This is a genomic window from Sphingomonas sp. Leaf25 (genome assembly GCF_001421635.1).
GTDB lineage: Bacteria > Pseudomonadota > Alphaproteobacteria > Sphingomonadales > Sphingomonadaceae > Sphingomonas.
The window spans coordinates 57,859-81,954 of record NZ_LMKU01000012.1; the positions used below are offsets into that span (position 1 = coordinate 57,859).

Genomic DNA, 24,096 nt, shown 5'->3' on the forward strand with positions numbered 1-24,096 from the left:
TCAGGGAGGGGAGCAATTTCTGGGCGTTGCTGCTCTACCCCAGCCGCGCCAATTTCCGCGCGGTGCGAACGTCATGCGCCACCACCGCGCCGCTCAGCCGCTCGATGATCCTGAGCAACCGACGCCCACGCGCCGCCTCTTCCTCGCGATCGTCGACCAGTTCGCTGCCCCATTCGCGCGCCAGCGCCGCGATCATCGCCGGCGGCGAGTGATCGACCGTGACCGACCGGAACGGCAGCGCGATGCTGGGCGAGGCGAAGCGGTCATGCCCGGCCTCCGCCACCGGGTCGACGAGGATCGCCCCGGCCACCCGCTGGACATAATGCGCCGGTGACAGCCGCGCCCACCACGCCGCCGCGCGGCAGCCCGCGCCATGCGCCATCAGGATCACCGGCGCATCGCCATCGCCGACGAACCGGTCGATCTTCGCGCCAAGGATGTTGCGGTCGCCATCGGTCGCCCGCCCGATCGGCAGCAACGTCGCGCGCAACCGGTCGATCGCATCGGCCATCGCCATCGGCGGCGCACCATCGATCAACGCCAGGATTCTCGGGCCAGCAGGGGCAGCGATCGCAACCATCGGTCGTCTCCACGTCGAACCGTCGCACAGGCTATCACAGCGTACGAACGACGCAATCGTTCATACCGCAGCAATACCACGCAATATCGTGTTATGCGTCCGCTTACTCCCCTCCCTGTCAGGGAGGGGAGCGAATCAAAGCGGCAACGCCGTCGTCGCCTTCACCTCTTCCAGCACCGCATAGGTCCGCGTCTCGCGCACGCCGGGCACCGTCGTCAGCGTGCGGCCGAGGAACGCGCGATAGGCGTCCATGTCCGCCATCCGCACCTTCAGCAGATAATCGAACCCGCCCGCGACCATATGGCATTCGAGCACTTCGGGCAGGTCGCGGACATGATTGCCGAACGCGGTGAACACGTCGGCCGTCGTCCGGTCGAGCAGCACCTCGATGAACACCAGCAGCGACCGGTCGAGCTTCCCCGGATCGAGCAGCGCGGCATAGCCCCGGATGACCCCGCTCTCGCGCAACCGCCGCACCCGCTCGAACGCGGCGGCGGGCGACAGCCCGCACTGGCTGGCGAGCGCCTGATTGGTGATCCGCCCATCGGCCTGCAACACCCGCAGCAACTTGCGGTCGGTCTGGTCCATGATCCTGTTTCCCCGCCAGCCCCCACGGCTCCCCCACACGCTCCGTCATCCCGGCGCAGGCCGGGATCCATGGTCACGAAGCGTCTCGCAAGCGCCGCCCCGGCCCGTATCCGTGGATCCCGGCCTGCGCCGGGATGACGACGGTAGCCGTGACGGTGAAGATGAATAATGCTCTCATTCCTTTCACAAGAGTAGCCGGTGCCGAACGGAAAACCGTCACACCGCCGGCCCCACGCCCCCGTCATCCCGGCGAAGGCCGGGATCCATGGCCACGAAACGCCTCGCAAGCGCCGCCCCGGCCCGTATCCGTGGATCCCGGCCTGCGCCGGGATGACGAAGATAATGATGCCAAGATCGTATAATGCAACCAGATCATCGGCCATCCCCCGCAACAACCGACACACCTTCACCCGATCCCGCCCTATACCGTCGATACCACATGGAGAAACCGATGCCCGCGATCGACTGGGATGCCTTGGACGCCGACAAGTTCACCGACGAAGCGGTGCTGCTCTCGCAACTACTGGCACAGGTCCCGCTGACCACCGCCGACCGGTCGCAGATCGTTGCCGACGCCGCGAAACTCGTCGCGCGCACCCGCGCCGCCGCCGCCAAGCCCGGCGTGGTCGAAGGCTTCCTCCAGCAATTCTCGCTCGGCACGCAGGAAGGGCTGGCGCTGATGTGCCTCGCCGAAGCGCTGCTGCGCACGCCCGATGCCGCGACCCGCGACCGGCTGATCGCCGAAAAGGTGGGGGCGGCCGACTGGGCGGCGCATCTCGGCCAGTCGTCCAGCCTGTTCGTCAACGCCTCGACCATCGGCCTGACGCTCACCGGCAAGCTGGTCGGCGACGCGGGCAGCGCCGGCATCGGCGAGACGATCCGCCGTCTGGCGGGCCGCCTCGGCGAACCGGTCATCCGCCGCGCGCTGGCCGCCGCCGTCGGCATCATGGGCGACCAGTTCGTCCTCGGCGCGACGATCGAGGACGCGCTGAAGCGCGCCGCGAAGGAAGGCTATCTCTGCTCGTTCGACATGCTCGGTGAAGGCGCGCGCACACTGGCCGATGCCGATCGCTACGAAGCCATCTATGCTGCGGCGATCGACGCCGTCGGCCGCGCCCGCGCGCCGGGCAGCACCCCCGAACAGGGCCACGGCGTCTCGGTGAAACTCTCCGCGCTCTGCCCGCGCTACGAAGCGGTGCGCGAGGGCGAGGTCATCGCCGATCTCTACCCGCGCCTCCACCGCCTCGCCCGCATCGCCGCCGGCCATGCGCTCAACCTCGCAATTGATGCCGAGGAGGCCGATCGCCTCGCGCTGTCGCTCAAACTCGTCGACGCTCTCGCGCGCGAAGCCGATCTCGGCGACTGGACCGGCCTCGGCGTCGTCGTACAGGGCTATGGCAAGCGCGCGCGCGGCGTCATCGATGGGCTGGAGCGCCTGTCGCGCGACACCGGGCGGCGGATCATGGTCCGGCTGGTCAAGGGCGCCTATTGGGACAGCGAGGTGAAGCGCGCGCAGATCGCCGGCCATCCCGGCTATCCGGTATTCACCTCGAAGGCGGCGACCGATCTCAGCTACCTCGTCTGCGCGCACAAGCTGATCGCCGCCGCCCCCGCGCTCTATCCGCAGTTCGCGACGCACAACGCCCACACCCTCGTCGCCGTCCGCCACATGGCGGCGCGCGCCGGGGTGGCGATCGAACATCAGCGCCTCCACGGCATGGGCGAGGGGCTGTACCGCGCCGCCGGGGCGGGCACCGACAATGCGCTGGTGCTCCGCGCCTATGCCCCGGTCGGCGGGCATGAGGAACTGCTGCCCTATCTGGTGCGCCGCCTGTTAGAGAACGGCGCGAACTCCAGCTTCGTCAACGCGCTGCTCGACGAGGAGATTTCGCCGGAAACCATCGTCGCCGATCCGGTGGCGGCGGTCGCTGCCCAGCCGCACCAGCATCCCCGCCTGCCATCGCCCGCCGCGATCTACGCCGGCCGCGCCAACCCGTTGGGGCGCGACTATTCGATCGCCACCGTCCGCGCGCAGGCCGATCGCGCCCGCGCCGCCTATGCGCCGATCACCGCCGGCCCGATCGTCGGTGGCCGGATGCAGCCCGGGGCAGGGGCGACGCCGATGGCCAGCCCGGTCGATCACGCCCGCACCATCGGATCGGTCAGCAACGCCACCGCCGCCGACATCGACGAAGCCGCACGCCGCGCCCGTGCCGCGCAACCGGCATGGGACGCCGCCGGCGGCCTCGCGCGCGGCAAGGTGCTGCGCGCCATGGCCGACGCGCTCGACACGCAGATGGACCGCTTCATCGCCATCCTGTCGGCCGAGGCCGGCAAGACGCTCAACGACGGCGTCGCCGAAGTGCGCGAGGCGATCGACTTCTGCCGCTATTACGCGCTGCTCGCCGAAACCCGCTTCGCCGGGCCGACCGTGCTGCATGGACCGGTGGGCGAGGTGAACCAGATCGAACTCCACGGACGCGGCACCTTCGTCTGCATCTCCCCGTGGAACTTCCCGCTGGCGATCTTCACCGGACAGGTCGCCGCCGCCCTCGCCGCCGGCAATGCGGTGCTGGCCAAGCCCGCCGAACAGACCCCGCTCGTCGCGCATGAAGCCGTCCGCCTGTTCCACGCCGCCGGCCTGAACCCCGATCTCCTCGCGCTGCTGCCCGGCGAGGGCGCGGACGTCGGCGCGAAACTCGTCGGCCATCCGTCGATCGCCGGCGTCGCCTTCACCGGCGGCACCGACACCGCATGGGCGATCAACCGCCAGTTGGCCGACCGGCGCGGCCCCATCCTGCCGTTCATCGCGGAGACCGGTGGCCTCAACGGTATGTTCGTCGACACCAGCGCGCTGCGCGAACAGGTCGTCGACGATGTCCTGCTCTCCGCCTTCGGCTCGGCCGGCCAGCGTTGTTCGGCGCTGCGCCTGCTCTATCTGCCGAGGGACACCGCCGATGCGGTGATCGAAACGCTGATCGGCGCGGCGAAGTGCCTCGCGCTGGGCGACCCCGCCGACCCCGCCACCGACATCGGCCCGGTGATCGACGCCGACGCGCGTGATGCGCTCGAAGCCCATGTCGCCCGCTTGGAGCGCGAGGCGAAAATCCTCTTCCGCGCCGATGCGAAGCAATGGGCGGCCAAGGGCACCTATTTCGCCCCGGTCATCGCCGAAATCCCCACCCCCGACTTCCTCGAACGCGAGGTATTCGGCCCCATCCTCCACATCCATCGCTACGATCCGGCCGACTTGCCCCAAGTCGCCGGAGCCCTCGCCGCGCGCGGCTACGGCCTGACGCTCGGCATCCACAGCCGCATCGACCGTTTCGCCGAGGAAGTCGCCGCGCTGGTCCCGGCGGGCAACGTCTACGTCAACCGCTCGATCATCGGCGCGGTCGTCGGCGTCCAGCCGTTCGGCGGCGAAGGGCTGTCGGGCACCGGCCCCAAGGCCGGCGGCCCCGACGCGCTGCTGCGCTACGCGGCGGAACGCTCGACCTCGATCAACATCATGGCCAAGGGCGGCGATCCTGCGCTGCTGAATTTGTAAGCGGGGTGGGGGCCAAGGAAAAGGGGCCGGAAGCGTAAAGCCTCCGACCCCTTTTCTTCTGGCAACCGACACGGGAATTAATCCCGCGTCGTCGGTCGGGAGCCTGCGCTCCCACCGGCCGGCCTCGGGCCGTGCCCTGCGGCACGGCTGCGGCGCTTACGCGCCTGCGACCTCGGCCGTATCGACTTTAATCCCCGGGCCCATCGACGAGCTCAGCGCGACCTTGCGCACATACTTGCCCTTGGCGCCCGACGGCTTGGCCTTCACCACCGCGTCGACCAGCGCGTCGAAGTTCGCGCGCAGGTCCTCGGCCGGGAACGACGCCTTGCCGATGCCCGAATGGATGATACCGGCCTTCTCGACGCGATATTCCACCTGACCGCCCTTGGCGGCTTCGACGGCGGCGGCGACGTTCATCGTCACCGTGCCGAGCTTCGGGTTCGGCATCAGGCCCTTCGGACCCAGGATCTTGCCGAGACGGCCGACGAGGCCCATCATGTCCGGCGTCGCGATGCAGCGATCGAAATCGATCTTGCCGCCCTGGATCGCGTCCATCAGGTCCTCGGCACCCACCACGTCGGCACCCGCCGCAGTGGCTTCGTCCGCCTTGGCGCCGCGTGCGAACACGCCGACGCGCACCGTCTTGCCGGTGCCCTTGGGCAGCGTCACCACGCCGCGGACCATCTGGTCGGCGTGACGCGGATCGACACCCAGGTTCAGCGCGACCTCGATCGTCTCGTCGAACTTCGACGTGGCGTGGGTCTTGGCGAGCGCGATGGCTTCATCGATGCCGTGCAGCTTCAGCGTGTCGACGGCGGTGGCGAGGGTCTTCGCCTTCTTGGTCAGCTTGGCCATGATCTCAACCCTCCGTGACTTCGAGGCCCATCGCGCGGGCCGAACCTTCGATGATCTTCGTCGCCGCGTCGATGTCGTTGGCGTTCAGATCCTTCATCTTGATCGTCGCGATCTCGCTCAACTGCGAACGCTTGATCGTGCCCGCGACCGACTTGCCCGGCTCCTTCGAACCCGACTTCAGGTTGATCGCCTGCTTGATAAGATACGTCGCCGGCGGCGTCTTCGTCTCGAAGCTGAACGACCGGTCGGCATAGACGGTGATGATCGTGGGCAGCGGCGTGCCCTTCGCGATGTCGCCGCTGGAGGTCTGCGCGTTGAACGTCTTGCAGAATTCCATGATGTTCACGCCGCGCTGACCCAGCGCGGGCCCGATCGGCGGCGACGGCTTGGCTTCGCCCGCCGGCACCTGCAGCTTGATATAGCCGGTAATCTTCTTGGCCATGGTCACTCTCTTTCAAGTTTAGCGGTCCGTGCGGCACATCCGTTACCGGAGCGCCTCCCGCCATGGTTTTCCAAAACTGTCGTATCGGAAGCGTGCGCGCATAGTCGAAAGCGCGGCCCCTTGCAATGTTGGACTTACAATGATCCGCTCGAAGCCATGGCCAGACCCTATAGCCGCGCGCAGGCGCTCCAGAACGCCGCCTTCCTCAAGGAACTCGCCCGCACCGGCAACGCCCGCGACGCCGCGCGCACGCTGGGCCTCAACCGCTCGATGCTGACCAAGCGCCGCAACGCCGACCCCGACTTCGCCCAGCGCTGGGAAAGCGCGCTGGCGCTCGCCGCCGCCGCCCTCGCCGATACCAATGTCTCGCCCGACGACGCCCGCCTCGTCCGCTCGAAAGGCCGCCTGCAACTGCGCGCCACCAGGGCCCGCCACATCGACACCGCCGCCGAGCAAGCCTTCCTGCGCGCGCTCACCGCCACCGCCAACGTGCGTCTGGCGGCGAGCGCGGCGGGCTTCGCCCATTCGAGCTTCTACGCCCGCGCCCGCCGCCACCCCGGCTTCGCCCGCGAGATGCGCCTCGCGCTGGCGGTGGGCGCCGAACGGCTGGAGATGGCGCTGCTCGAATCCGGCCTGCCCGAAGCCAATGTCCACGACCAGTGGCGCCACAACGATCCCCCGCCGATCGAGCCGATGACCGTGCATCAGGCGATGCTCTTGGTCGCATGGAACGACCGGCGGCAGAAGGAACTGGTCAACCCCGCGTTCGGCCCGAAGCGTGGCGAGAGCAACGCCGCGTGGAAGGACCGGTGTGCGCGGGAGTATCGCGTGGAGAAGGTGCTGGACGAGGAGGAGCGGCGGCTGGTCAGTTACGCGCAACTGGAGTGGCGGCGCGGGGGCAGGCGGGAGGAGTGGGAGCCGCTTACGCCGGATGAGGATTTGCTGGCGGCGATTAAGCGGGTGAGGTGGGGGAAAGCATCAAGATAGCCGCTATCAGTTGCCTATTAAGAAATTTAATATTCGTTCAAAGAATAATAACGAGGAGGTTCAATTCCCGAAAGCCCGTAACGCCGATAATATTTCCGCGCTGCGCGCCAAGCACGAACAAAGCTGGGAAGTGACGCATCGTTTCTAATTTCTGGGTATTGATACCAACTTCCAGATATTAATTCTTTTTTGGTCAATACCGGAATAGATACTCCAAAATTACTAGAAAGCATGCGGCGTCTTTCTCGCTGCGCCCTAGCAATGATATTTAACAGCCAGCCATCCAATTCTATAAAAGTTTTTGGGTCCGTAATGAGCGGAAAAAATCCCATTAGTCCACGCATGTATGGGGGTTTGCTGGCATCCGATAAGAATCCATCGATCTGACTTTCTCTCAACGCTCCATAAATATATTTACGTATTTCGTTAATGCACGTGGTTAAGTCCCAATCTGTAAATCCGGGGCCTACGCGTAACGGATTAAAGGAGTCGCCTAAATTTCTTCGATGAAGGAAAAGGTTTTTATGAACTATACTCGAAATTTTTGACTTTATTCGTTTTATTGATTTAGACGGAATGTTTACGCCACAAGCAGTAATGCTATGACCAAGATAATCTATTTTAGAAATAGTTTCTAATTGATCGCCATCGTCAGTATCAATAGTAAAGGTCCGCATTTCACGTTCTGGACTTCCGCCAAATAGTAAAATGCCCGGAGATTTATCATAATTTATTTTCAGGCCAGCCAAATTGCAATGGTCCCGAAATGCTGCTGAAATCGCCAGCGCGTCGGAATATGAGTGAGCTACTGCGACAACATCATCAGCAAAACGTACAAAAGTTCCGTTTAATTTTTCAAGTGCTAAATCTAATTCGTGGGCTGCCGCATTTGATAAGAACAATGACAGTGAGCTACCTTGCGGGACCCCAGAATCTCTGACATCAAACACGTTGTGACTATAGGTAGAAATATGAGCATATTCATGCTTGAGAAAAGAATTTATAGCATTTCGCTCAGCTTCCGGAAGTAAGAATAATTGCCGCTCAAATAGAACTTTTCTAATATAAGAATGATCAATAGTATCAAAATACTTAGAAAAATCGTACTGAACTATATACGATTTTGGAGAGTCGAGGGATTTTGATAAATTTAGTATAGCGTCAAAAACATTTTGGTCAGGACGATAGGCGTAGCTCAGGCGTGAAAAAAGATTTATATTCCTTTTCGTAGCCTTACGATGAACTAAATTTGCAAGAGCAGAGTCGGGAATTGCAAAGGCCATGATCTTTCGATGCGAACCATCTGGTTTTGGAAGGTCGAATTGAATAGCCGGAACTGGATGATACAGATTATCCTGTAGCTTGCGCCATATGGTTCGGCTCAGGTATCGAGCATGCCGAATGCAATATGCTGGATCGAAATGAGGGTGGTAATTCCACCAAGCAGGGTCTGCTTCTGATGGAATACCAGGAACCAGCCCAGTTCGCTTACGATATCGATCAGCATTTTTGAATGAAATGGCGCGATCAATTCTACGATTACGTAAAACAGATTGAGCTTTGCGAATAATCGCTTCTTCAATCAGTTCTTGCAAAATTGTATCCCCTTCCGAGTAACGCGCCCCCGTGCAAGGCACGGGGGCGGCCACCACAATCGGAGAGTCAGGGTTTCTTTTGCGATTGGCGAACGAGTTCGGCAGAACTCGACTGCAAAGTAAGTATCCCGACGTGGCTAGTGCGTCCCGCACATGTCTTTAATTCAACTGGATACTCGTCGGAAGTCAAGGGGGTGTCCGAAGCGTATCAAGAGCTTTTCCCAAACCAAAAACGGCGCAGGGCCTTCGCCCTACGCCGCTAACGTCGGTCGGGTTGCACCCGCCGGCCGGTGTCCGCCGTCTCGCAGTTAGCTGGCGCTAACCGCGTGCGGACAGCAAGTCAGGCTTTGCCTTACTTGCTTCGTTCCACCTGCTCGAAGTCCAGTTCCACCGGGGTTGCCCGCCCGAAGATCGACACCGAAACCTTCACCTTCGACTTGTCGAAGTCCAGTTCCTCGACCACGCCGTTGAAGCTCGCGAACGGGCCGTCGAGCACCTTGACCGAATCGCCGATCTCGAAATCGACCTTGATCTTCTGCTTGGTGGGCGAGGCGGCGGCCTCTTCCTTGCTGTTCAGCATCCGCGTGGCTTCCGCCTCGCTGATCGCCTGCGGCTTGCCCGACGACCCCAGGAAGCCCGTCACCTTCGGCGTGTTCTTGACGAGGTGATAGACCTGATCGTTCAGGTCCAGCTTCGCCAGCACGTATCCGGGCATGAACTTGCGCTCGGACTGCACTTTCTTGCCGCGCCGCACCTCGGTCACGTTCTCGGTCGGCACCTCGATCGCCTCGACCGCATGGTCAAGGCCGAGGCGCGTCGCCTCGGTCATGATCGAATCGCGGACCTTGCCCTCGAACCCCGAATAGGCGTGAATGATGTACCAACGCGACATGAAAGTCCTTTGAAGCTCGTGGGAGTGCGGGGTCGAGGCGTTACTGGGCGAGGCGCAGCAGCGCCTTCACGATCGCATCGAACATCGAATCGACGCCAAGGAAGAAGATCGCGAGCAACGAGGTCATGATGACCACCATCACCGCGGTCATCACCGTTTCCTTGCGCGTCGGCCACGTCACCTTCGCGGTTTCCGCCTTAACCTGCCGCATGAATTCGACTGGAGTAACCTTGGCCACACGCGCACCCTTGTTGCGGTTGATCGACATTTGGACACAAGGCCCCGTCCGGTCCCTTACAAGAACCGGCGCGGCCCATCCACGCTGTCGGATTGGGCATGGTATCTAGCGACGAACGCAGCCCCATGCAAGCAATGCCGGGCAGGGCGGCGATCCCCCCTCGAAGCCCCGCGTCGCGACATCCCCCGCCCGCGCGTTCCCCCCTCGCCATAATCGGACGGGCAGGGCAGGCGAGCCGGATCGACATCCAGCAAAACGCCGGTCTTCTCCCCTCCCTGACAAGGGAGGGGCCGGGGGTGGGTCGGCCGGTTGTGGAAAGCATCCCGTGCCGCACGGACCTACCCAACCCCGCCCCTCGCTTCTCAGCAAAGGTGCCCCCGGTTTCTCCCGAAGGCCGATCGTCAGAACCGATAGCCTAGCCCCACCACGACACTGCGCCGCTCGAAGTTCAGGTCTTCATAGATGGTGTTGTTGGTGCCGAAGCTGCTGCCGACGAACTCGGCCTTCACATAGGCACCGTTGCCCATCGCATATTCGCCGCCGAAGCCGAATTGCACGCCCTTATACGTTTCCTCGAAATCGTCGCCGAATGCCGACAGGTTCAGCTTCAACTGCGAATAGCCGATCTTGCCGTACATCTGCGCGCGACGGCCGATCCGACCGCCGATCCGCAGCCCACCTGAAATCTCGTTGCCCGCCTTCTGGCACAGCACGAAATAATCGAGGTCGTCGCACCGGTCCACGCTCGACCCGCTGTACGCGACATAACCGCCCAGCAGCACATTGCGCCCGATCGCCGCATCATAGCCGATCTCGCTGCCATAGCGGATGCCGTTCGCGCCGTCGTAATATTTGGTATCGTCCTCGATATAATAGGCTTCGAGCCGGTCATAGCCGGCGGTGGCCTCGAACCGGAAACCGCTCAACGGGTCATCGCCCGGCGCATCGGTCAGCTCGGGCGCGACCGGCGGCGGCATATCCTGCGCGGCGGCCGGCTGGGCAAGTGCGATCACCGCCGCCCCGATGGCGGCTACGAATTTCAACATGGATGGTCCCCCCAAACACCGTCCGATTCGCGGACGGCGCAAAGAGCATAGCATCGATTTGCTGCGGTGCGGTATGAAACGCAGCCGAAACGGTTACAACAGGCTGACCGCCGCGAACCCGCCGACCAGCGCCACCACCAGCAACGTCCCGATCAGCGTCAGCCGCTTCTCGATGAAGTCCTGCACCGGCTGGCCATAGCGCTTGAGCAGGAACGCGATCAGGAAGAAGCGGAACGCGCGGGTGATCGCCGCCGTCAGCACGAACATCCCGAAATTGAACTTGGCGAGCCCCGACCCGATCGTGACCAGCTTGAACGGGATCGGCGTCAGCCCTTTGAGCAGGATGATCGCCGCGCCGTACTTCGCGAACGACGCCTGGAACGCGGTGGCCTTGTCCTGCAACCCGTACAGCTCGATCACCCAGCGCCCGACCGTGTCGAACAGGAAATAGCCGATGGCATAGCCGACCATCGCCCCCAGCACCGACGCGATCGTGCAGATCGCCGCGATCCGGTACGCCCGCGTCCGATGCTGCAGAATGACCGGCACCAGCACGACATCCGGCGGAATCGGAAAGAACGAGCTTTCGCAAAACGACACGACGGCAAGGCTGCGCACCGCATGGCGATGATTGGCGAGGCGAAGCGTCCAGTCGTACAGCGCACGGAACATCGTCGGCGTCCAGATGGGGGAAGGGCGCGCGGGGTGCGCTGGCACGAGTGGAGGGATTCGAACCCCCGGCCCTCGGTTTTGGAGACCGATGCTCTACCAGCTGAGCTACACTCGTGTGCGGAGGCGGCCTCTATCCCGGTCCAACCGGAAGCACAAGGCCGATTATTGGATAGCCGGTCGGGCGGCCTGTAGGACAGCGAAAACTTGCGGGTTCAGGCCGCGATCGCATAGGGCTTGATCTCGCCTTCCAGATACAGTTTGCGCGCCTTCGCCCGGCTCAACTTGCCCGACGACGTGCGCGGCAGCGTGCGTGGCGGCACCAGTTCGATGACGCAGTTCATCCCCGTAACCGACCGGACGCGCTCGCGAATTTCCTCGCGCAGCCGTTGCCGCTCGGCCTCGTCCGACGCGCGGCACTGCACCAGCACCGCCGGGGTTTCCTCGCCGCCCGGCGTGGTGATGGCGAAGGCGGCGATGTCGCCCGCCTTGAATCCGGGCAGTTGCTCGACCGCCCATTCGATGTCCTGCGGCCAGTGGTTCTTGCCATTGACGATAATCATGTCCTTGGCGCGGCCGACGATATAGACGTAACCCTCTGACATATAAGCCATGTCGCCAGTGTCGAGCCAGCCATCGGCCATGCACGCCGCGGTCGCCTCGGGATCGCGGAAATAACCGCTCATCAGCGACGGGCCCTTGCACCACAGCTTGCCGATCGCGCGCTGCGGCAACAGCGTGCCGTCCTCCTCGCGGATTTCGATCGCCATGTCCTTCACCGGCTTGCCGCAATTCACGATCGCGCGATACCGCTGCGGCCGGTCGGCGCGCCCTGCGTGACCGGAAAGTTCCGTCTCTTCAACCAGTTCGACGATGATCCCTTCGCCCGGCGGCATGATCGCCACCGCCAGCGTCGCCTCCGCCAAGCCATAGGACGGCAGGAACGCCGACGCCTTGAACCCGGCGTCTGCAAAGGCGTCGACGAACGACTGCATCACATCGGGCCGGATCATGTCCGCGCCATTGCCCGCCAGCCGCCAGCGCGACAGGTCGAACCGGTCGGCCGCCTTGGTCTGGCTCGACATCCGCCGGGCGCAGATGTCGTAGCCGAAGGTCGGCGAGTAGGAAATCGAACTGCCGGTGTTGCGGGTGATGAGATCGAGCCACGCCAGCGGCCGCCGCGCGAAATCCTCGGTCTTCAGATAGTCGGTCGACACCTGGTTGGCGACGACCGACAGGAAACAGCCGACCAGCCCCATGTCGTGATACCATGGCAACCACGACACGCAGCGGTCCTCGGGGTTCACTTCCATACCATGGCTGTGCGCCGACAGGTTGTTCAGCAGCGCGGCGTGGGTGATCTCGGTCCCGTGCGGGAAACGGGTCGAACCGCTCGAATATTGCAGGTAGCAAATATCGTCGGTGGCGGCCTGCGGCAGATCGACGACCGGCGCGTCGCTGGCGGAAAAGCGTTCCCAGTCAATCCCTTCGACCCCGGCGACCCGCGCGGCTTCGCCCGCCATCGCTTCCAGTTCAGCCGGATAGAGCAAGGTCGTGGGATCGCAGCTCGCCAACTGCACGCGGAGCTGCTCGACATAGGCGTCGCGCCCGCCGAACGACGTGGGCAGCGGCAGCGGCACCGGCCATGCGCCGGCATAGACGACGCCGAAGAACAGCGCGGCGAACTCCGGCCCCGTCTCGGCGATCAGCGCGATGCGATCCTTCGGGCGCACGCCATGCGCGATCAGCCGGTGCGCCTGCGCGAGCGCATCCTCGCGCATCTCGCGAAACGGGTAGGGGCGGGTGAGCGTGCCGCGTGCGTCGTGAAAGTTCAGCCCGCGTGTCCCCGTCGCGGCATAGTCCATCGCTTCGCCCAGCGTCGCGAAATCGGCGAAGCGGCGGGGGAGCGCGTCCATGGTCGGTGTCGCCACCGGCGTCGCTGCAACAGTTCCTTCAATATTCGTCGTCATTCTTGTCCAACTCACGGCACCATGGCGGGTAACACGCGGCTCCCAAGCGGATCGCCATAGCGACAACCGGCCGCGCGGCACAGTCCGTTTCAAAATCGCGGCGCACTATGGCACAAACATGGCGCATGCCCCGTGAACCCCGCCGCCCGCCGCCCGCGCTGACCCAGCCGGCACTCGAACGCCTTGCGCTACGCTATGTCGAACGCTTCGCAACGACCCGTGCCAAGCTGCTCGATTATCTGCGCCGCAAGCTGCGCGAACGCGGCAGCGAAGGAGCGATCGACCCCGAAGCGCTGGCCGATCGCATGGTCGAACTGCGCTATGTGGACGATCTGGCGTTCGCGGAATCGCGCGTGGCGGCGATGGCCCGGCGGGGGCTGGGGCCGCGCCGGGTGCGCGATGCGCTGCGCCACGCCGGGGTGGCCGGCGAGGACAGCAGCACGCTGGACGAAGCGATCGACGAGGGGGCGGAGGCGACCGCCATGGCCTTTGCCCGGCGGCGGCGGATCGGCCCGTTCGCGCCCGAACCGGTCGAGCGCGACCAGCGCGAACGACAGATCGCGGCGATGGTCCGCGCCGGTCATGCACCGTCGCTCGCCCGGCGAATCGCGTCGATGACCGCCGACGACGTCCCGGACTTGCGCGAAGACCATGCTTAATCGCAAAGAAATCGTCGCGTTCGTGAAAGATCGTGTTAGGATGCGGGCAGGGGGATTGCAAATATATGCGCATGGAGGCTCGAACCACCGCAGACGATTTCTCCGTCGTTTCGTCGGGCGTCGTGCCGTTCGGCGATGATGCCGAGCCGGGAATCGCGATCGGTGGCGTCGTCAAATGGTTCGACGTGACCCGCGGCTTCGGGTTCGTGGTCGCCGACGACCCGGATGTCGGTGACGTCCTCGTGCATTTTTCGGTGCTTCAGGATCATGGCCGCCGGACCCTTCCCGAAGGGGCGCGGATCGTCTGCCACGCGGTACGCAAGGCGCGCGGCATGCAGGCGACCGAAATCCTCGAAATCGACCTGTCGAGCGCGATCGAACCGGTACGTCGCCCCGCCGACCGCCCCGACCGCATGGCATTGGCCGATCAGGCGGGCCCGTTCGAGCCGGTGACGGTGAAGTGGTTCAACCGCCTGAAAGGCTATGGTTTTCTGGTTCGCATCAACGAACCCGGCGACGTGTTCGTCCATATGGAAACGCTGCGGCGCGGCGGGATTGAGGAAGTCGATCCCGAGGAGCGGCTTGTCGCGAGGATCGTCGATGGGCAGAAGGGGCCGCTGGCGATCGTGGTCGAAAAAGGCGAGTAAGCGCGTGACATTGCAACGGATGGCCGCCGCGGCGGCACTGGCGCTCGCCGCCGCGACGGGCGGCTGCCAGTCGGGCGGGAGCGACGCCGCCACCCAGGCCGGCGTCGCGACGAAGCGCGTCACCATCACGACCGCCGCCGGCAAGGCCCATGACTTCACCGTCGAACTCGCCGCGACCGAGGCGCAGCAGCAGCGCGGGTTGATGTACCGCCCGTCGATTCCCGCCGATGGCGGCATGTTGTTCGCGCCCTATCCGCCCGACGGTGGCCCGCCCAAACCGGCCAGCTTCTGGATGAAGAACACGCCCAGCGCGCTCGACATCCTGTTCATCCGCCCCGACGGCACCGTGGCGACCATCGCCGAGGACACCATTCCCTATTCCGAAATCCCCGTCGGATCGGGCGAGCCGGTGTCGGCCGTCCTCGAACTGGGCGGTGGCCGCGCCGCCGAGCTGGGCATCGCGGCGGGCGACAAGGTGACGTGGAAATGATCGGCACCGTTGCCCCATCCGCATCGGGGCGCTAAGCGGACCGCCATGGGTATCCTCGCGAACATCTTCACCTGGTGGAACGGCGCCACCTTCGGCACCTGGATGGGCCTGCGCGGCATGGCGAAGGTCGGTTCCGACCATCTCGGCAATGTCTATTATCAGGGCGGCAAGGATACCGCGGGGCAGCCGCGCCGCTGGGTCATCTATTCCGGCTCGAACGATGCGAGCCGCGTGCCGCCCGACTGGTTCAGTTGGCTGCACCACCAGATCGAGGGGACGCCCGACGAATCGCTGCCGCCGGTGCGCCAGTGGCAGCAGGCCCCAATCGAGAACCAGACCGGCACCGCGCTCGCTTATCGCCCGCCCGGCGTGCTCGACAAGGGCGGCGCGCGGGTCCGCGCCACCGGCGATTATGAGGCGTGGAACCCCGACGCATGACCCCGCGTCGCTGGCTGGTCGGGCTGGCGATCGTGGTGGTGGCGGGGCTGATCGGCTGGCTGGGCTGGACGCGGTGGCAGGATAGCCGCACCGCCACCGCACCGGTCGCCGCCGAGGTCGCCGTGCCCGATGCCGCGCGTCCGCGCACCGGTGGTGGTACCGAAGTCGTCAGTGTCGACACCGGGCTGGACGAACGGCTGCTGGCCGGTGCCACGCCGATGGCGCAGCGCGTCGCGGTGGTCGGGTTGCTCAACAAGCGCAACGGCGAAACCCGCGACCTGACGCTGAAACCCGGACAGGCGACGCGGGTCGGCGATGTCGTCGTCCGCCTGCGCGCGTGCGAGCGCACCGCGCCGTGGGAGCAGGAGCAATATACCGGCGCGTTCGTGCAACTGGACGTGCGCGGCGCCGACACCAAATGGCGCCGGGCGTTTTCGGGCTGGCTGTTCAAGGAACGGCCGGCACTGAACGTCGTGCTCCACCCGATCTACGACGTGTGGCCCAAGAGCTGCACGATGTCCTTCCCCGGGGGAGGGCCGGAAACCGTATCGGCGGGCGGCGGCGCGCCACCGTCGCCAACCGCCAGACGATCGAGCGCGCCGAAGTCCGCACCGGTGACGACGCCGGCCGAATCGACCCCGATCGCGGCGGACAGCAACGCCGAATAGCGCGCGCGGGGTATCTCGACCGCGCCCATCGATTCGAGATGATCGGTCTGGAACTGGCAGTCGAGCAGCCGGTAGCCGCCCGCCCGCAGCCGCGCGACGAGCCACGCCAGCGCGACCTTGGAGGCGCTGGGCGCGCGGCTGACCATGCTTTCGCCGAAGAACGCACCGCCGATCGCAAGGCCGTAAAGACCGCCCGCCAGCCGATCGCCGTCCCACACCTCGACCGAATGGGCGAAGCCCAGCGCGTGCAATTCGAGGAAAACCGCTTCGATCGGTCCGTTGATCCATGTTTCGGTGCGATCGGCGGCGCTTTCGGCGCACAGCGCGAGAATACCGGCAAAGGCGCGGTCGGCGGTGACGCGGTAGCGATCGCGGACGATCAGCTTGCGCAACGTGCGCGACAGGTGAAACCCGTCGAGCGGGAGGACGCCGCGATATTTCGGCTCGACCCAATAGACGCCGGGCGCGTCGCGCGTATCGGCCATCGGGAAGATCCCGGCGGCATAGGCGCGGAGTACCATTGCCGGGTCGAGGCGGTCGCTATCGCTCACAGGGCCGCGCCGGTCGCGAACAACGGCTGGCCGTGCGATGCGGCGATACGAAGGGCAGGGACGGTCGGCATGGCCGGCCCACCCTATCACCCCGCATCGCCGCGTCGAGGCGCTATCGGTTCATTTCCCCGCCAGTGCGCGGGCGATCGGTTCGATCATGTCTTCGGGGATGCGCCGGGCGATGACCGGCATCGTCGCCTGGCTCTTGCGCGCGTCGACCACCTCCTTCTCGCCACGCCAGTTGCGCAGCCGATCCGCGATATAGCCCGCCCGCTGCCCGTCGATCACCGGATAGCGGTTGGCCATGCCCGGCGTGTGGCAACTGCGACAGGCGGGGAGCTGCTGGTCGGGCAGACCGCGCTCGATGATCCGCAACGCCGCCGAATCCTGTGCCGGCCGGGCGGCAGCGCCGATTCCGTTCGGCATCGCCGCGAAGCGGCTGGCAAGCGCGACCCGTTCCTCGGGCGTCAACTGCGCGGCCGCATTCCCCATCACCGCGCTCTGGCGGCGGCCGGTGGCATAGGCTTCGAGTGCTGCGGCGAGATAGCCCGGGTTCTGCCCGGCGAGGACCGGAATATCCTTTTGTCCCCGGCCCAGCCCGTCGTTGCCATGGCATCCGGCGCAACTGTCGAACCGGCCGTTCGCCGCGCCGAACCCTTGCGCGTTGCTGCCCGCAAGCAGGCGATATTCCTGCGGGCTCATCGTCGGCAGGCGTCGGACGAAGGCGACCATCCGGCGCACCTCGTCGGGCCGATCCTTCGCGCCCCATGCCGGCATGCCGCTGAACTTCACGCCATGTTCGAGAATCCAGTAGAGCTGCTTGTCGGTCCATTCCTTCGCGTTCTTCGACAGGTCGGGCGCGGGCGGCGTGGCCTTCTGCATCAACGGCAGCGGCCGAACGCCCGGCGCGCCATGGCACGAGGCGCAGGACGTGGCGTAATAGCCCGCCGCGCTCACCAGCCCGCTGGCGTCGGCGGCATCGTCGGGCACGGTCAGCGTGGCGCGGGTCTGCACCGAATTGCGCATCACCCAGTGCAGGAACCAGTCGGTGACCGCCCAGTGCCCCGACGACGCGGCGACATTGAACGCCCCCGACCACGCATAGGCCATGCCGAGCGCGAAAATGCCCAGCAGCGTCACGATCACGCGCTTCCACGTCAGGCGGATGGTCATGGCTGCGGCTCCGGTTGACGTAGCAGCGTCGCGAGAAGCGCCAGGCCGCCGAGGAAATAGCTGGCCGCCCCGACCATCAGCATCACGACGCCGCCCAGTTGCTGGTCGGCGAGCGGATCGTGCATCCCATGCGCCATCGCCGGATAGAGCGGGCGCGGGGCAAGGCCGATCAGCGCGCCGAGCAAGGTCATGTGCATCGAGGTGAGCAGCAGCGCGCCGACCCCGCCCGCGCGCCGGTCGCGCCCGGTGCCGAGCACGGCGGCCCAGAGCAGCAACCCGGCGGCGAGGAACGACGTCTGTTCGACGACCATCGCCACGATCGAGCGGTCGGCAAGCAGCCGCAGCGCGGGCAGGTGCCAGCCCCATACCGTCACCAGCTCGACCAGCGACATGCCAAGCGGGGTGACGATCGTCGGCCAGCGCCGTGCCGGGTCGAACCGCCCGTCGCTCAGGCCGAACGCGATCAAGGGCGCGGCGACGGCGACGGCGATCATATGCCCCGCCATATGGCCTACCATCCCCGCCTGCGCCGCCGCCAGCCAGCCGGCGGGCAGCAGCGCGCCACCGATGAGGAACGCTGCGCGCTTCACCGGCAATCCGTCAGGAACAGCACCGGCGCGGCGGTGAACAGCACGCCGACGAAGCTCAGCGCCGCCAGCAGCACGGTCGAGAAGGCGAGGAAGCGAATCCGGTCGCGGTCGGTGCTCTCCTCGTGCGGGGGATCGTCGCCGGGCACCCGCGATTGCAGATGCGCGACGATCCCCGCCGCGAGGATCACCGCCAGCGCCGCGACGGTGCCGACGGCGTAGAGGATGGGAAATCGCGGAAAACCGCCGACCTTCGCGCAATGGATCGCCGCCCACAGATAGGAGAAGAGGAAATGCACCGCCCACGCGACCGGCGGCACGATCAGCGACCACAGGGTGACTTTCAGCCGGCCGACCATGCCATGCAACCCGCGTTTCATGCGACCCCCGGGAACAGGCCGATCGTCGCATAGGTGACGATGGCGGTGAGCGCCATGAAGTGCTGATAGACGGTGATGTTGCGCAGATCGGCATCATAGCGCGGCGTCATCCGCCCGGCGATGCTGCGCGCCAGCGTATAGCTCTGCATGATCGCGCCGATCCCGGCATGGGCGGTAGTCCAGATCACCAGCACCCACACGATTGCGGGATAGCTGTGCAGTTCGGGGTCGAGCCCGGTCGTCAGCGGCCCCTGCAACCCGGCCCAGATGCCGCCGAGGCTGGCGGCGATGCCGAGCGCGAGCAGCGTCCGTGCCGCACCCACGCCGCCACGCCGGTTGAACCCGCGCGCGCCCACCGTCGCCAGCCAGCTCGCCGCCGCCAGCGCCAGCGCGACCATCGGCCAGAAGGTGCCCGGCCCATCCATGCCCGGACCCGAGGGCGGAAATTCGGGATGCACCGTCCAGAAGAAATAATAACCGAACACCAGCCCCGAAAAGGCGGTCGCATCGGCCATCATCGTGATGAACATCGCCCACCATCCAGGGGCCGCCGAGCCGGAGACATAGAGCGGCAGCTCGATGCCATGGCCGATCGGCTTGCTGTCCTTCTCCGGGATTTCGGCGGTGCCGGTCCACAGCCAGTAGAGGACGCAGCCCAGCGTCACGAACGCCCCGGCGAGCGACCACCAGTAGAGGTGATAGGTGGTGAGGATGAACACGCTGCCCAGCGCGACGGCGGTCATCATCGGCACCCAGCTCGGCGTGCCGAGCCGGACGACATAGAGCGGGCGCGCGTCGAGCACGCTCGTCACGATCGTCTCACGCCGGCCTTCCTCGGCATCGGCTAGGAAGAAGCGACCCTCGTCGACCTTCTTCACGAAATCCTTCTGGTCCCAGATCGGGTAGCGGCTCTCGATCAGCGGGACCGAACGGATGCCCCAATCCTCGTCATCGGGATGCGCCAGCCATTCGAGCGTGCCGGCGTTCCACGGATTGCGCACCGCCTTGGCCCGCCACGGCGAGCGCGCGAGGTCGATGCAGACGATCAGCGTGCCCAGCGCGAACAGATAAGCCCCGGCGGTCGACGCGAGGTTCAGCCAGCCGATGCCGAGTTCGGCCGGATAGGTGAACACCCGGCGCGGCATGCCGAACAACCCACTGAAGTGCATCGGGAAGAAGGTGAGGTTCGCGCCGACGAACAACATCCAGAACGCGGTGCGCCCCATCCGGTCCGACAGTTTTTTGCCGGTAATCAGCGGCCAGTAATAATACAGCCCGCCAAACAGCGGCAGCAACGTGCCGCCGATCAGCACGTAATGCAGATGCGCGACGACGAAATAGGTATCATGCGCCTGCCAGTCGAACGGGGCGATCGCGACCATCACGCCGGTCAGGCCGCCGATCACGAAGATGGCGAGGCTGCCCGAGGCATAGAGCAGCGGCGTCGACCATTTGACCTTGCCCGCCCATAGCGTCGCGATGAAGGCGAAGATTTGGATGCCGGTCGGGATCGCCACCGCTTCGGATGCGGCGGAGAAGAAGGCGAGGCTGATCTTGGGCAGGCCGGTCGCGAACATGTGGTGGACCCACAGGCCGAACGACAGGAACGCGGTGCCGACCGCAGCGAGCACGATCCACGGATAGCCGAGCAGATGGCGCTGGGCGAAGGTCGGGATCATCATCGCGAACAGCGCGATCGATGGCAGGAAGACGATATAGACTTCGGGGTGGCCGAAAATCCAGAACAGGTGCTGCCACAGCAGCGGATCGCCGCCGCGCGCCGCGTCGAAGAACGGCCAGTTGAGCAGCCGCTCCATCTCGAACAGCACGTCGCCCGCGATCAGCGGCGGGAAGGCGAACAGGATCATCACTGCGACGACGAGGATATACCACGCATAGAGCGGCATCAGGTTGAGCCGCATGCCGGGCGGGCGGCATTTGAGCACGCCGACGATCAGCTCGACGGCGGCGGCGACCGACGACACCTCGATGAAGCTCAGCCCCAGCATCCAGATGTCGGCACCGAGGCCGGACAGGTCGGTACGGGTGGTAAGCGGCGGGTACATGAACCACCCGCCATCGGGCGCGGCGTTGAAGAAGATCGATCCGCCGACGAACACCCCGCCGATCAGGAACGACCAGTAACCGAACGCCGACAGCCGCGGAAACGGCAGGTCGCGCGCGCCGAGCAACTGCGGCAGGAGGATGATCGACACCGCCTCGAACATCGGCACGGCGAACAGGAACATCATCATCGAGCCGTGCAGCGTGAACAACTGGTTGAAGCTGTTCGCCGAGACGAGGTCGTTGTCGGGCACCGCCAACTGGGTGCGCATGATGAGCGCCAGCACGCCCGCGAACAGCATGAAGCCGAACGCGGTCAGCGTGTACCACGCGCCGACGCGGTTGTTGTTGCAATCGGTCCAGCGCAGGAAAATGCCCTGCGGTGCTTTCCACACCGCACGCAGCCGTTCCTCCTGCGCGGCGCGGAGCGCGGGATCGTCTTGCGCGTGGAGGCTCATTTCAGACTTTCCAGATAGGCGGCGATCGCCTGCGCCTCGGCGGGCGGCAGATGAGTGTAGGCGGGCATCCGCGCGCCGGGCTTCACCGACGGCGCGTTCAGAATGAAGGCGACCAGCGCCTCGCGGGTCATCGGCTGCGTTCCCGCGCCAAGCGAGGTGCGGCTGCCGAAGTGGGTCAGGTCGGGCGCGATCCGCGCCACCGCTTCGGTGCCGGCGATCGCATGGCATCCGGCGCAGCCATCGGCGACGAACGCCTGCGCCCCGGCCGCCGCGACGCTGCCGGCAGGCGGCACGATCGCCGGGCGGCGCTCGGCGGCGAGCCATGCGTCGAACGCCACCGGCTCCATCGCCACGACGTCGAACGCCATCAGCGCGTGGCTGAGCCCGCAGAATTCGGTGCAGACGCCGCGGAACTTGCCCGGCTTCGTCGCGCGGACCACCAGCCGGTTGGTGCGGCCGGGGATCATGTCCATCTTGCCGGCAAGACCGGGTATCCAGAAGCTGTGGATCACGTCACCGGCGGTCAGGTCCAACTGCACGGTGCGGCCCACGGGGATGCGGATTTCGTTCGCGGACATGACCGGCGCGGCACCGGGCGGCTGGTAACGGACCGCCCACCAGAATTGCTCGCCCTCCACCGCGATCCGCAGATCGCTGTCGGCCACTGGCAGCGGGCGCATCGCCGGCAGGCTGTAGAGCAGCAGCGACAGCAGCACGATGACCGGTACGACTCCGCCGAGCCAGCCGACCATGCGCATGCCACCCGACAGCGTCAGCTTGCCTTCCGGCGCGCGCACCGCCGCGATCATCAATCCGGCGACGCCGGCGGCGATGACGACCGCGCCGACGAGCATGATGACGGTCAGGTGGCGAACGGTCGCCGCCTCCTCGCCAAATACCGTCAACGCCGACTGATGCCGGTTGCACGCGCCAAGTGCGGCGAACGCCGCTAATCCGATTGAGGCGCTGAACCGCCGCATGATCCCCCTTCGTGCCGCTCCATTGGGGTATACGGCACGGCAGCGAAACGAGTATTGCCGCCTAGCGTTCCATCACGATCGCGATTGGACCGGGACGTACCGGAACATGCAGCCCGTCGGCGACCGCCGGGCGCGCGGTCACGCCGGCCGCCATGGCAGCATCATGCCAGCCAGCCCCCGGTGAATCCGGCCCGCTCCAGCCCGCGCCGGATATGCGGATTGCGGCGCATGACCTCCCAGATCATTCCCGACCGGCGGTTCTCGATCCCCAGCGCGATCGGCCCCTGATCGATGCCGAGATAATCGCCGTCGACCCAGCCGATACCCGGCACGATCCGCCCATGCTGCAACGGCCGGTCGCTGCGGGTCAGCGTCGGGTTGAACGAATCGCGAAAGCCATATTGGTCATAGATGCCCGCGCCATAGCGCGCGTGCATCTTCGCGATCATCGGCTCGACGATCTCGGGCGCGAACGCGATCGATCCGAGCGCGGCGGTGGGCGCGATCGTGCCGTCGTCGCGTTCGCCCGGACCGCGTGCCGAATAGCTGAAGAACTCGCGTGGGCTTCCATCGATGGTCACGGTGAAGTCGCCCGGACCATCACAGGCGGTCAGCCCCCAGCAATCCGCGCCATACCCCGTCTTGCGACCCGGATTTTCGATCGCATAGGCGCGCTGGGCATGGGTCGCGCGGCGGCTGTTCTCGAAATAATCGATACCCTTGGACGCGATATAGGGATCGCGAATGCCGCGGAAATCGACCCACATATGGCTGTACTGATGCCCGAACAGCGGCGCGAATTGCAGGTGTGGCTCACCCCAGCGATTGCCCCAGCTCGCCTCGAACCGCTTGGTCAGCGCGCCCCAAGTGGCGGGCGGTAGCGGATGCGTCGGGCTGGCCAGCGCCAGCACGTACAGGATCATGCCTTCGTTATAGATATCCCAGTCCGAGCGGATGAACCCGGTTTCGGGATGCCAGCCCATCGACACGAAGGTGCCACGCGGCGTGATCCAGTCCCATTCGACCGCGCGGTAAAGCTGTTCGGCCAATGCCCGAATACGTGCTTCTTTCGGATCAGGACGATCGAACCAGCTTTGCGCGAACAGCACGCCGCCGAGCAGCAGCGACGTGTCGATCGTCGACAATTCGGTCCGGCCGAAGCGCGTGCCGGTCTTCGCATCGAGGAAGTGGTAGAAGAAGCCCTTGTGCCCGCTGGTGCCGGACGCGGCGGGGCCGCTGGGCGCGCGCGCGAAGAATTCCAGTGTCGCAAGCGTGCGGTCGCGGTTCTGTTCGCGGGTGATCCAGCCATGTTTCTCGCCGACGCCATAGCTGGTCAGCGCGAAGCCGACCGCCGCGATCGAGGCGAAGCTGGGCGTCGGCCAGCGATCGGGCGCCAGCCCGGTCACGGGATCGGTCGTGTCCCAGAAAAAGCGGAACGCGCGTTCCTGTACGTCGGACAGAAGATCGGGGGTGGCGAGCGCGCCCATGCCGCCCGGCGCGGCGCATGCCCCGACGATCGCGGCGCTGCCGGCGGCGAGGAAGTGGCGGCGGTCGATCATGGGCTGGCCTTACGTCCATATAAAAAAGCCGGA

The 24,096-nt window shown here is 65.5% G+C and carries 23 protein-coding genes, 1 tRNA gene and 1 pseudogene; 7 read left to right on the forward strand and 18 right to left on the reverse strand.

The genetic code is table 11. The features are described 5' to 3' along the window. Window positions 1-34: 34 nt before the first annotated feature. Together ASE78_RS04910 and ASE78_RS04915 are read right to left on the reverse strand one after the other, a co-directional pair. Window positions 35-580 (reverse strand): alpha/beta hydrolase, encoded by a 546-nt coding sequence (locus ASE78_RS04910; RefSeq protein WP_156351294.1) that lies wholly within the window; start codon window positions 578-580, stop codon window positions 35-37. A gap of 135 nt (window positions 581-715) precedes the next feature. Further along, entirely contained in the window at window positions 716-1,168 is a 453-nt protein-coding gene (locus ASE78_RS04915) for an Lrp/AsnC ligand binding domain-containing protein (RefSeq protein WP_056494056.1), read from the reverse strand. Between the two features lie 451 nt (window positions 1,169-1,619). Between ASE78_RS04915 and putA the strand changes: the two genes are divergently transcribed. After that, a complete protein-coding gene (putA, locus tag ASE78_RS04920) occupies window positions 1,620-4,715 on the forward strand; it encodes a bifunctional proline dehydrogenase/L-glutamate gamma-semialdehyde dehydrogenase PutA (protein ID WP_056495203.1) in 3,096 nt (1,031 codons plus the stop codon). 156 nt (window positions 4,716-4,871) lie between these two features. On the opposite strand, the gene rplA is transcribed toward putA, so the two are convergent. Together rplA and rplK are read right to left on the reverse strand one after the other, a co-directional pair. Then, window positions 4,872-5,570 carry a 50S ribosomal protein L1 gene (rplA, locus tag ASE78_RS04925; RefSeq protein WP_055755631.1) on the reverse strand — a complete coding sequence of 233 codons (699 nt, stop codon included), beginning with the start codon at window positions 5,568-5,570 and terminating at the stop codon, window positions 4,872-4,874. A 4-nt stretch (window positions 5,571-5,574) separates the two neighbouring features. Next, complete coding sequence (rplK, locus tag ASE78_RS04930) at window positions 5,575-6,012, reverse strand: 50S ribosomal protein L11 (protein WP_056495206.1); 438 nt, start codon at window positions 6,010-6,012, stop codon at window positions 5,575-5,577. Between the two features lie 156 nt (window positions 6,013-6,168). Between rplK and ASE78_RS04935 the strand changes: the two genes are divergently transcribed. Then, window positions 6,169-6,999, forward strand: a complete 831-nt coding sequence (locus tag ASE78_RS04935; protein ID WP_056494059.1) for a hypothetical protein — start codon at window positions 6,169-6,171, stop codon at window positions 6,997-6,999. 26 nt (window positions 7,000-7,025) lie between these two features. Here ASE78_RS04935 and ASE78_RS18215 read toward each other — a convergent pair whose 3' ends face one another. From ASE78_RS18215 to ASE78_RS04965, 7 genes are all read right to left on the reverse strand, one after another. Next, window positions 7,026-8,648 (reverse strand): reverse transcriptase domain-containing protein, encoded by a 1,623-nt coding sequence (locus ASE78_RS18215; RefSeq protein ID WP_156351295.1) that lies wholly within the window; start codon window positions 8,646-8,648, stop codon window positions 7,026-7,028. A 298-nt stretch (window positions 8,649-8,946) separates the two neighbouring features. Beyond that, on the reverse strand, window positions 8,947-9,486 hold the full coding sequence (nusG, locus tag ASE78_RS04940; RefSeq protein ID WP_055755635.1) for a transcription termination/antitermination protein NusG: 540 nt from the start codon (window positions 9,484-9,486) through the stop codon (window positions 8,947-8,949). A 40-nt stretch (window positions 9,487-9,526) separates the two neighbouring features. Then, window positions 9,527-9,754 (reverse strand): preprotein translocase subunit SecE, encoded by a 228-nt coding sequence (secE, locus tag ASE78_RS04945; RefSeq protein ID WP_055755638.1) that lies wholly within the window; start codon window positions 9,752-9,754, stop codon window positions 9,527-9,529. 371 nt (window positions 9,755-10,125) lie between these two features. Then, a complete protein-coding gene (locus tag ASE78_RS04950; RefSeq protein ID WP_056494062.1) occupies window positions 10,126-10,770 on the reverse strand; it encodes an outer membrane beta-barrel protein in 645 nt (214 codons plus the stop codon). 93 nt (window positions 10,771-10,863) lie between these two features. Then, window positions 10,864-11,442 carry a YqaA family protein gene (locus ASE78_RS04955; RefSeq protein ID WP_056494064.1) on the reverse strand — a complete coding sequence of 193 codons (579 nt, stop codon included), beginning with the start codon at window positions 11,440-11,442 and terminating at the stop codon, window positions 10,864-10,866. 39 nt (window positions 11,443-11,481) lie between these two features. Next, window positions 11,482-11,557 (reverse strand) — tRNA-Trp (locus ASE78_RS04960). Between the two features lie 97 nt (window positions 11,558-11,654). Next, a complete protein-coding gene (locus tag ASE78_RS04965) occupies window positions 11,655-13,409 on the reverse strand; it encodes a fatty acyl-AMP ligase (RefSeq protein WP_056494067.1) in 1,755 nt (584 codons plus the stop codon). 125 nt (window positions 13,410-13,534) lie between these two features. Here ASE78_RS04965 and ASE78_RS04970 point away from each other — a divergent pair, with 125 nt between their 5' ends. From ASE78_RS04970 to ASE78_RS19895, 5 genes and pseudogenes are all read left to right on the forward strand, one after another. Beyond that, window positions 13,535-14,068: a regulatory protein RecX gene (locus tag ASE78_RS04970; protein WP_056494069.1), complete on the forward strand. Its 534-nt coding sequence runs from the start codon at window positions 13,535-13,537 to the stop codon at window positions 14,066-14,068. Window positions 14,069-14,133: 65 nt separating this feature from the next. Then, window positions 14,134-14,715 carry a cold-shock protein gene (locus ASE78_RS04975; protein WP_056494072.1) on the forward strand — a complete coding sequence of 194 codons (582 nt, stop codon included), beginning with the start codon at window positions 14,134-14,136 and terminating at the stop codon, window positions 14,713-14,715. A 19-nt stretch (window positions 14,716-14,734) separates the two neighbouring features. Further along, the gene (locus ASE78_RS04980) at window positions 14,735-15,205 is read left to right on the forward strand and encodes a DUF192 domain-containing protein (protein ID WP_056494075.1); all 471 of its coding nucleotides are present in this window, start codon (window positions 14,735-14,737) and stop codon (window positions 15,203-15,205) included. 45 nt (window positions 15,206-15,250) lie between these two features. Further along, a complete protein-coding gene (locus ASE78_RS04985; RefSeq protein WP_056494079.1) occupies window positions 15,251-15,643 on the forward strand; it encodes an NADH:ubiquinone oxidoreductase subunit NDUFA12 in 393 nt (130 codons plus the stop codon). 218 nt (window positions 15,644-15,861) lie between these two features. Then, window positions 15,862-16,095, forward strand: a pseudogene (locus tag ASE78_RS19895) (DUF2155 domain-containing protein); the annotation flags it as partial. Window positions 16,096-16,130: 35 nt separating this feature from the next. Here the strand turns inward: ASE78_RS19895 and aat are convergent. The 7 genes from aat to ASE78_RS05020 form a co-directional block, all read right to left on the reverse strand. Next, entirely contained in the window at window positions 16,131-16,832 is a 702-nt protein-coding gene (gene aat / locus ASE78_RS04990) for a leucyl/phenylalanyl-tRNA--protein transferase (protein ID WP_056494082.1), read from the reverse strand. Between the two features lie 150 nt (window positions 16,833-16,982). Then, a complete protein-coding gene (locus tag ASE78_RS04995) occupies window positions 16,983-18,035 on the reverse strand; it encodes a c-type cytochrome (protein ID WP_056494085.1) in 1,053 nt (350 codons plus the stop codon). Beyond that, entirely contained in the window at window positions 18,032-18,625 is a 594-nt protein-coding gene (locus tag ASE78_RS19410) for a cytochrome c oxidase assembly protein (RefSeq protein WP_056494088.1), read from the reverse strand. Before ASE78_RS19410 ends, ASE78_RS04995 begins: the two co-directional genes overlap by 4 nt. After that, the gene (locus ASE78_RS19415) at window positions 18,622-19,002 is read right to left on the reverse strand and encodes a hypothetical protein (protein WP_056494091.1); all 381 of its coding nucleotides are present in this window, start codon (window positions 19,000-19,002) and stop codon (window positions 18,622-18,624) included. The genes ASE78_RS19410 and ASE78_RS19415 overlap by 4 nt, the downstream gene beginning before the upstream one ends. Beyond that, a complete protein-coding gene (locus ASE78_RS05010) occupies window positions 18,999-21,524 on the reverse strand; it encodes a cbb3-type cytochrome c oxidase subunit I (RefSeq protein WP_056494093.1) in 2,526 nt (841 codons plus the stop codon). The genes ASE78_RS19415 and ASE78_RS05010 overlap by 4 nt, the downstream gene beginning before the upstream one ends. Further along, on the reverse strand, window positions 21,521-22,504 hold the full coding sequence (gene coxB, locus ASE78_RS05015) for a cytochrome c oxidase subunit II (RefSeq protein WP_055755659.1): 984 nt from the start codon (window positions 22,502-22,504) through the stop codon (window positions 21,521-21,523). The genes ASE78_RS05010 and coxB overlap by 4 nt, the downstream gene beginning before the upstream one ends. A 161-nt stretch (window positions 22,505-22,665) precedes the next feature. Beyond that, window positions 22,666-24,063, reverse strand: a complete 1,398-nt coding sequence (locus ASE78_RS05020; RefSeq protein ID WP_056494096.1) for a glucoamylase family protein — start codon at window positions 24,061-24,063, stop codon at window positions 22,666-22,668. Between the last annotated feature and the right edge of the window lie 33 nt (window positions 24,064-24,096).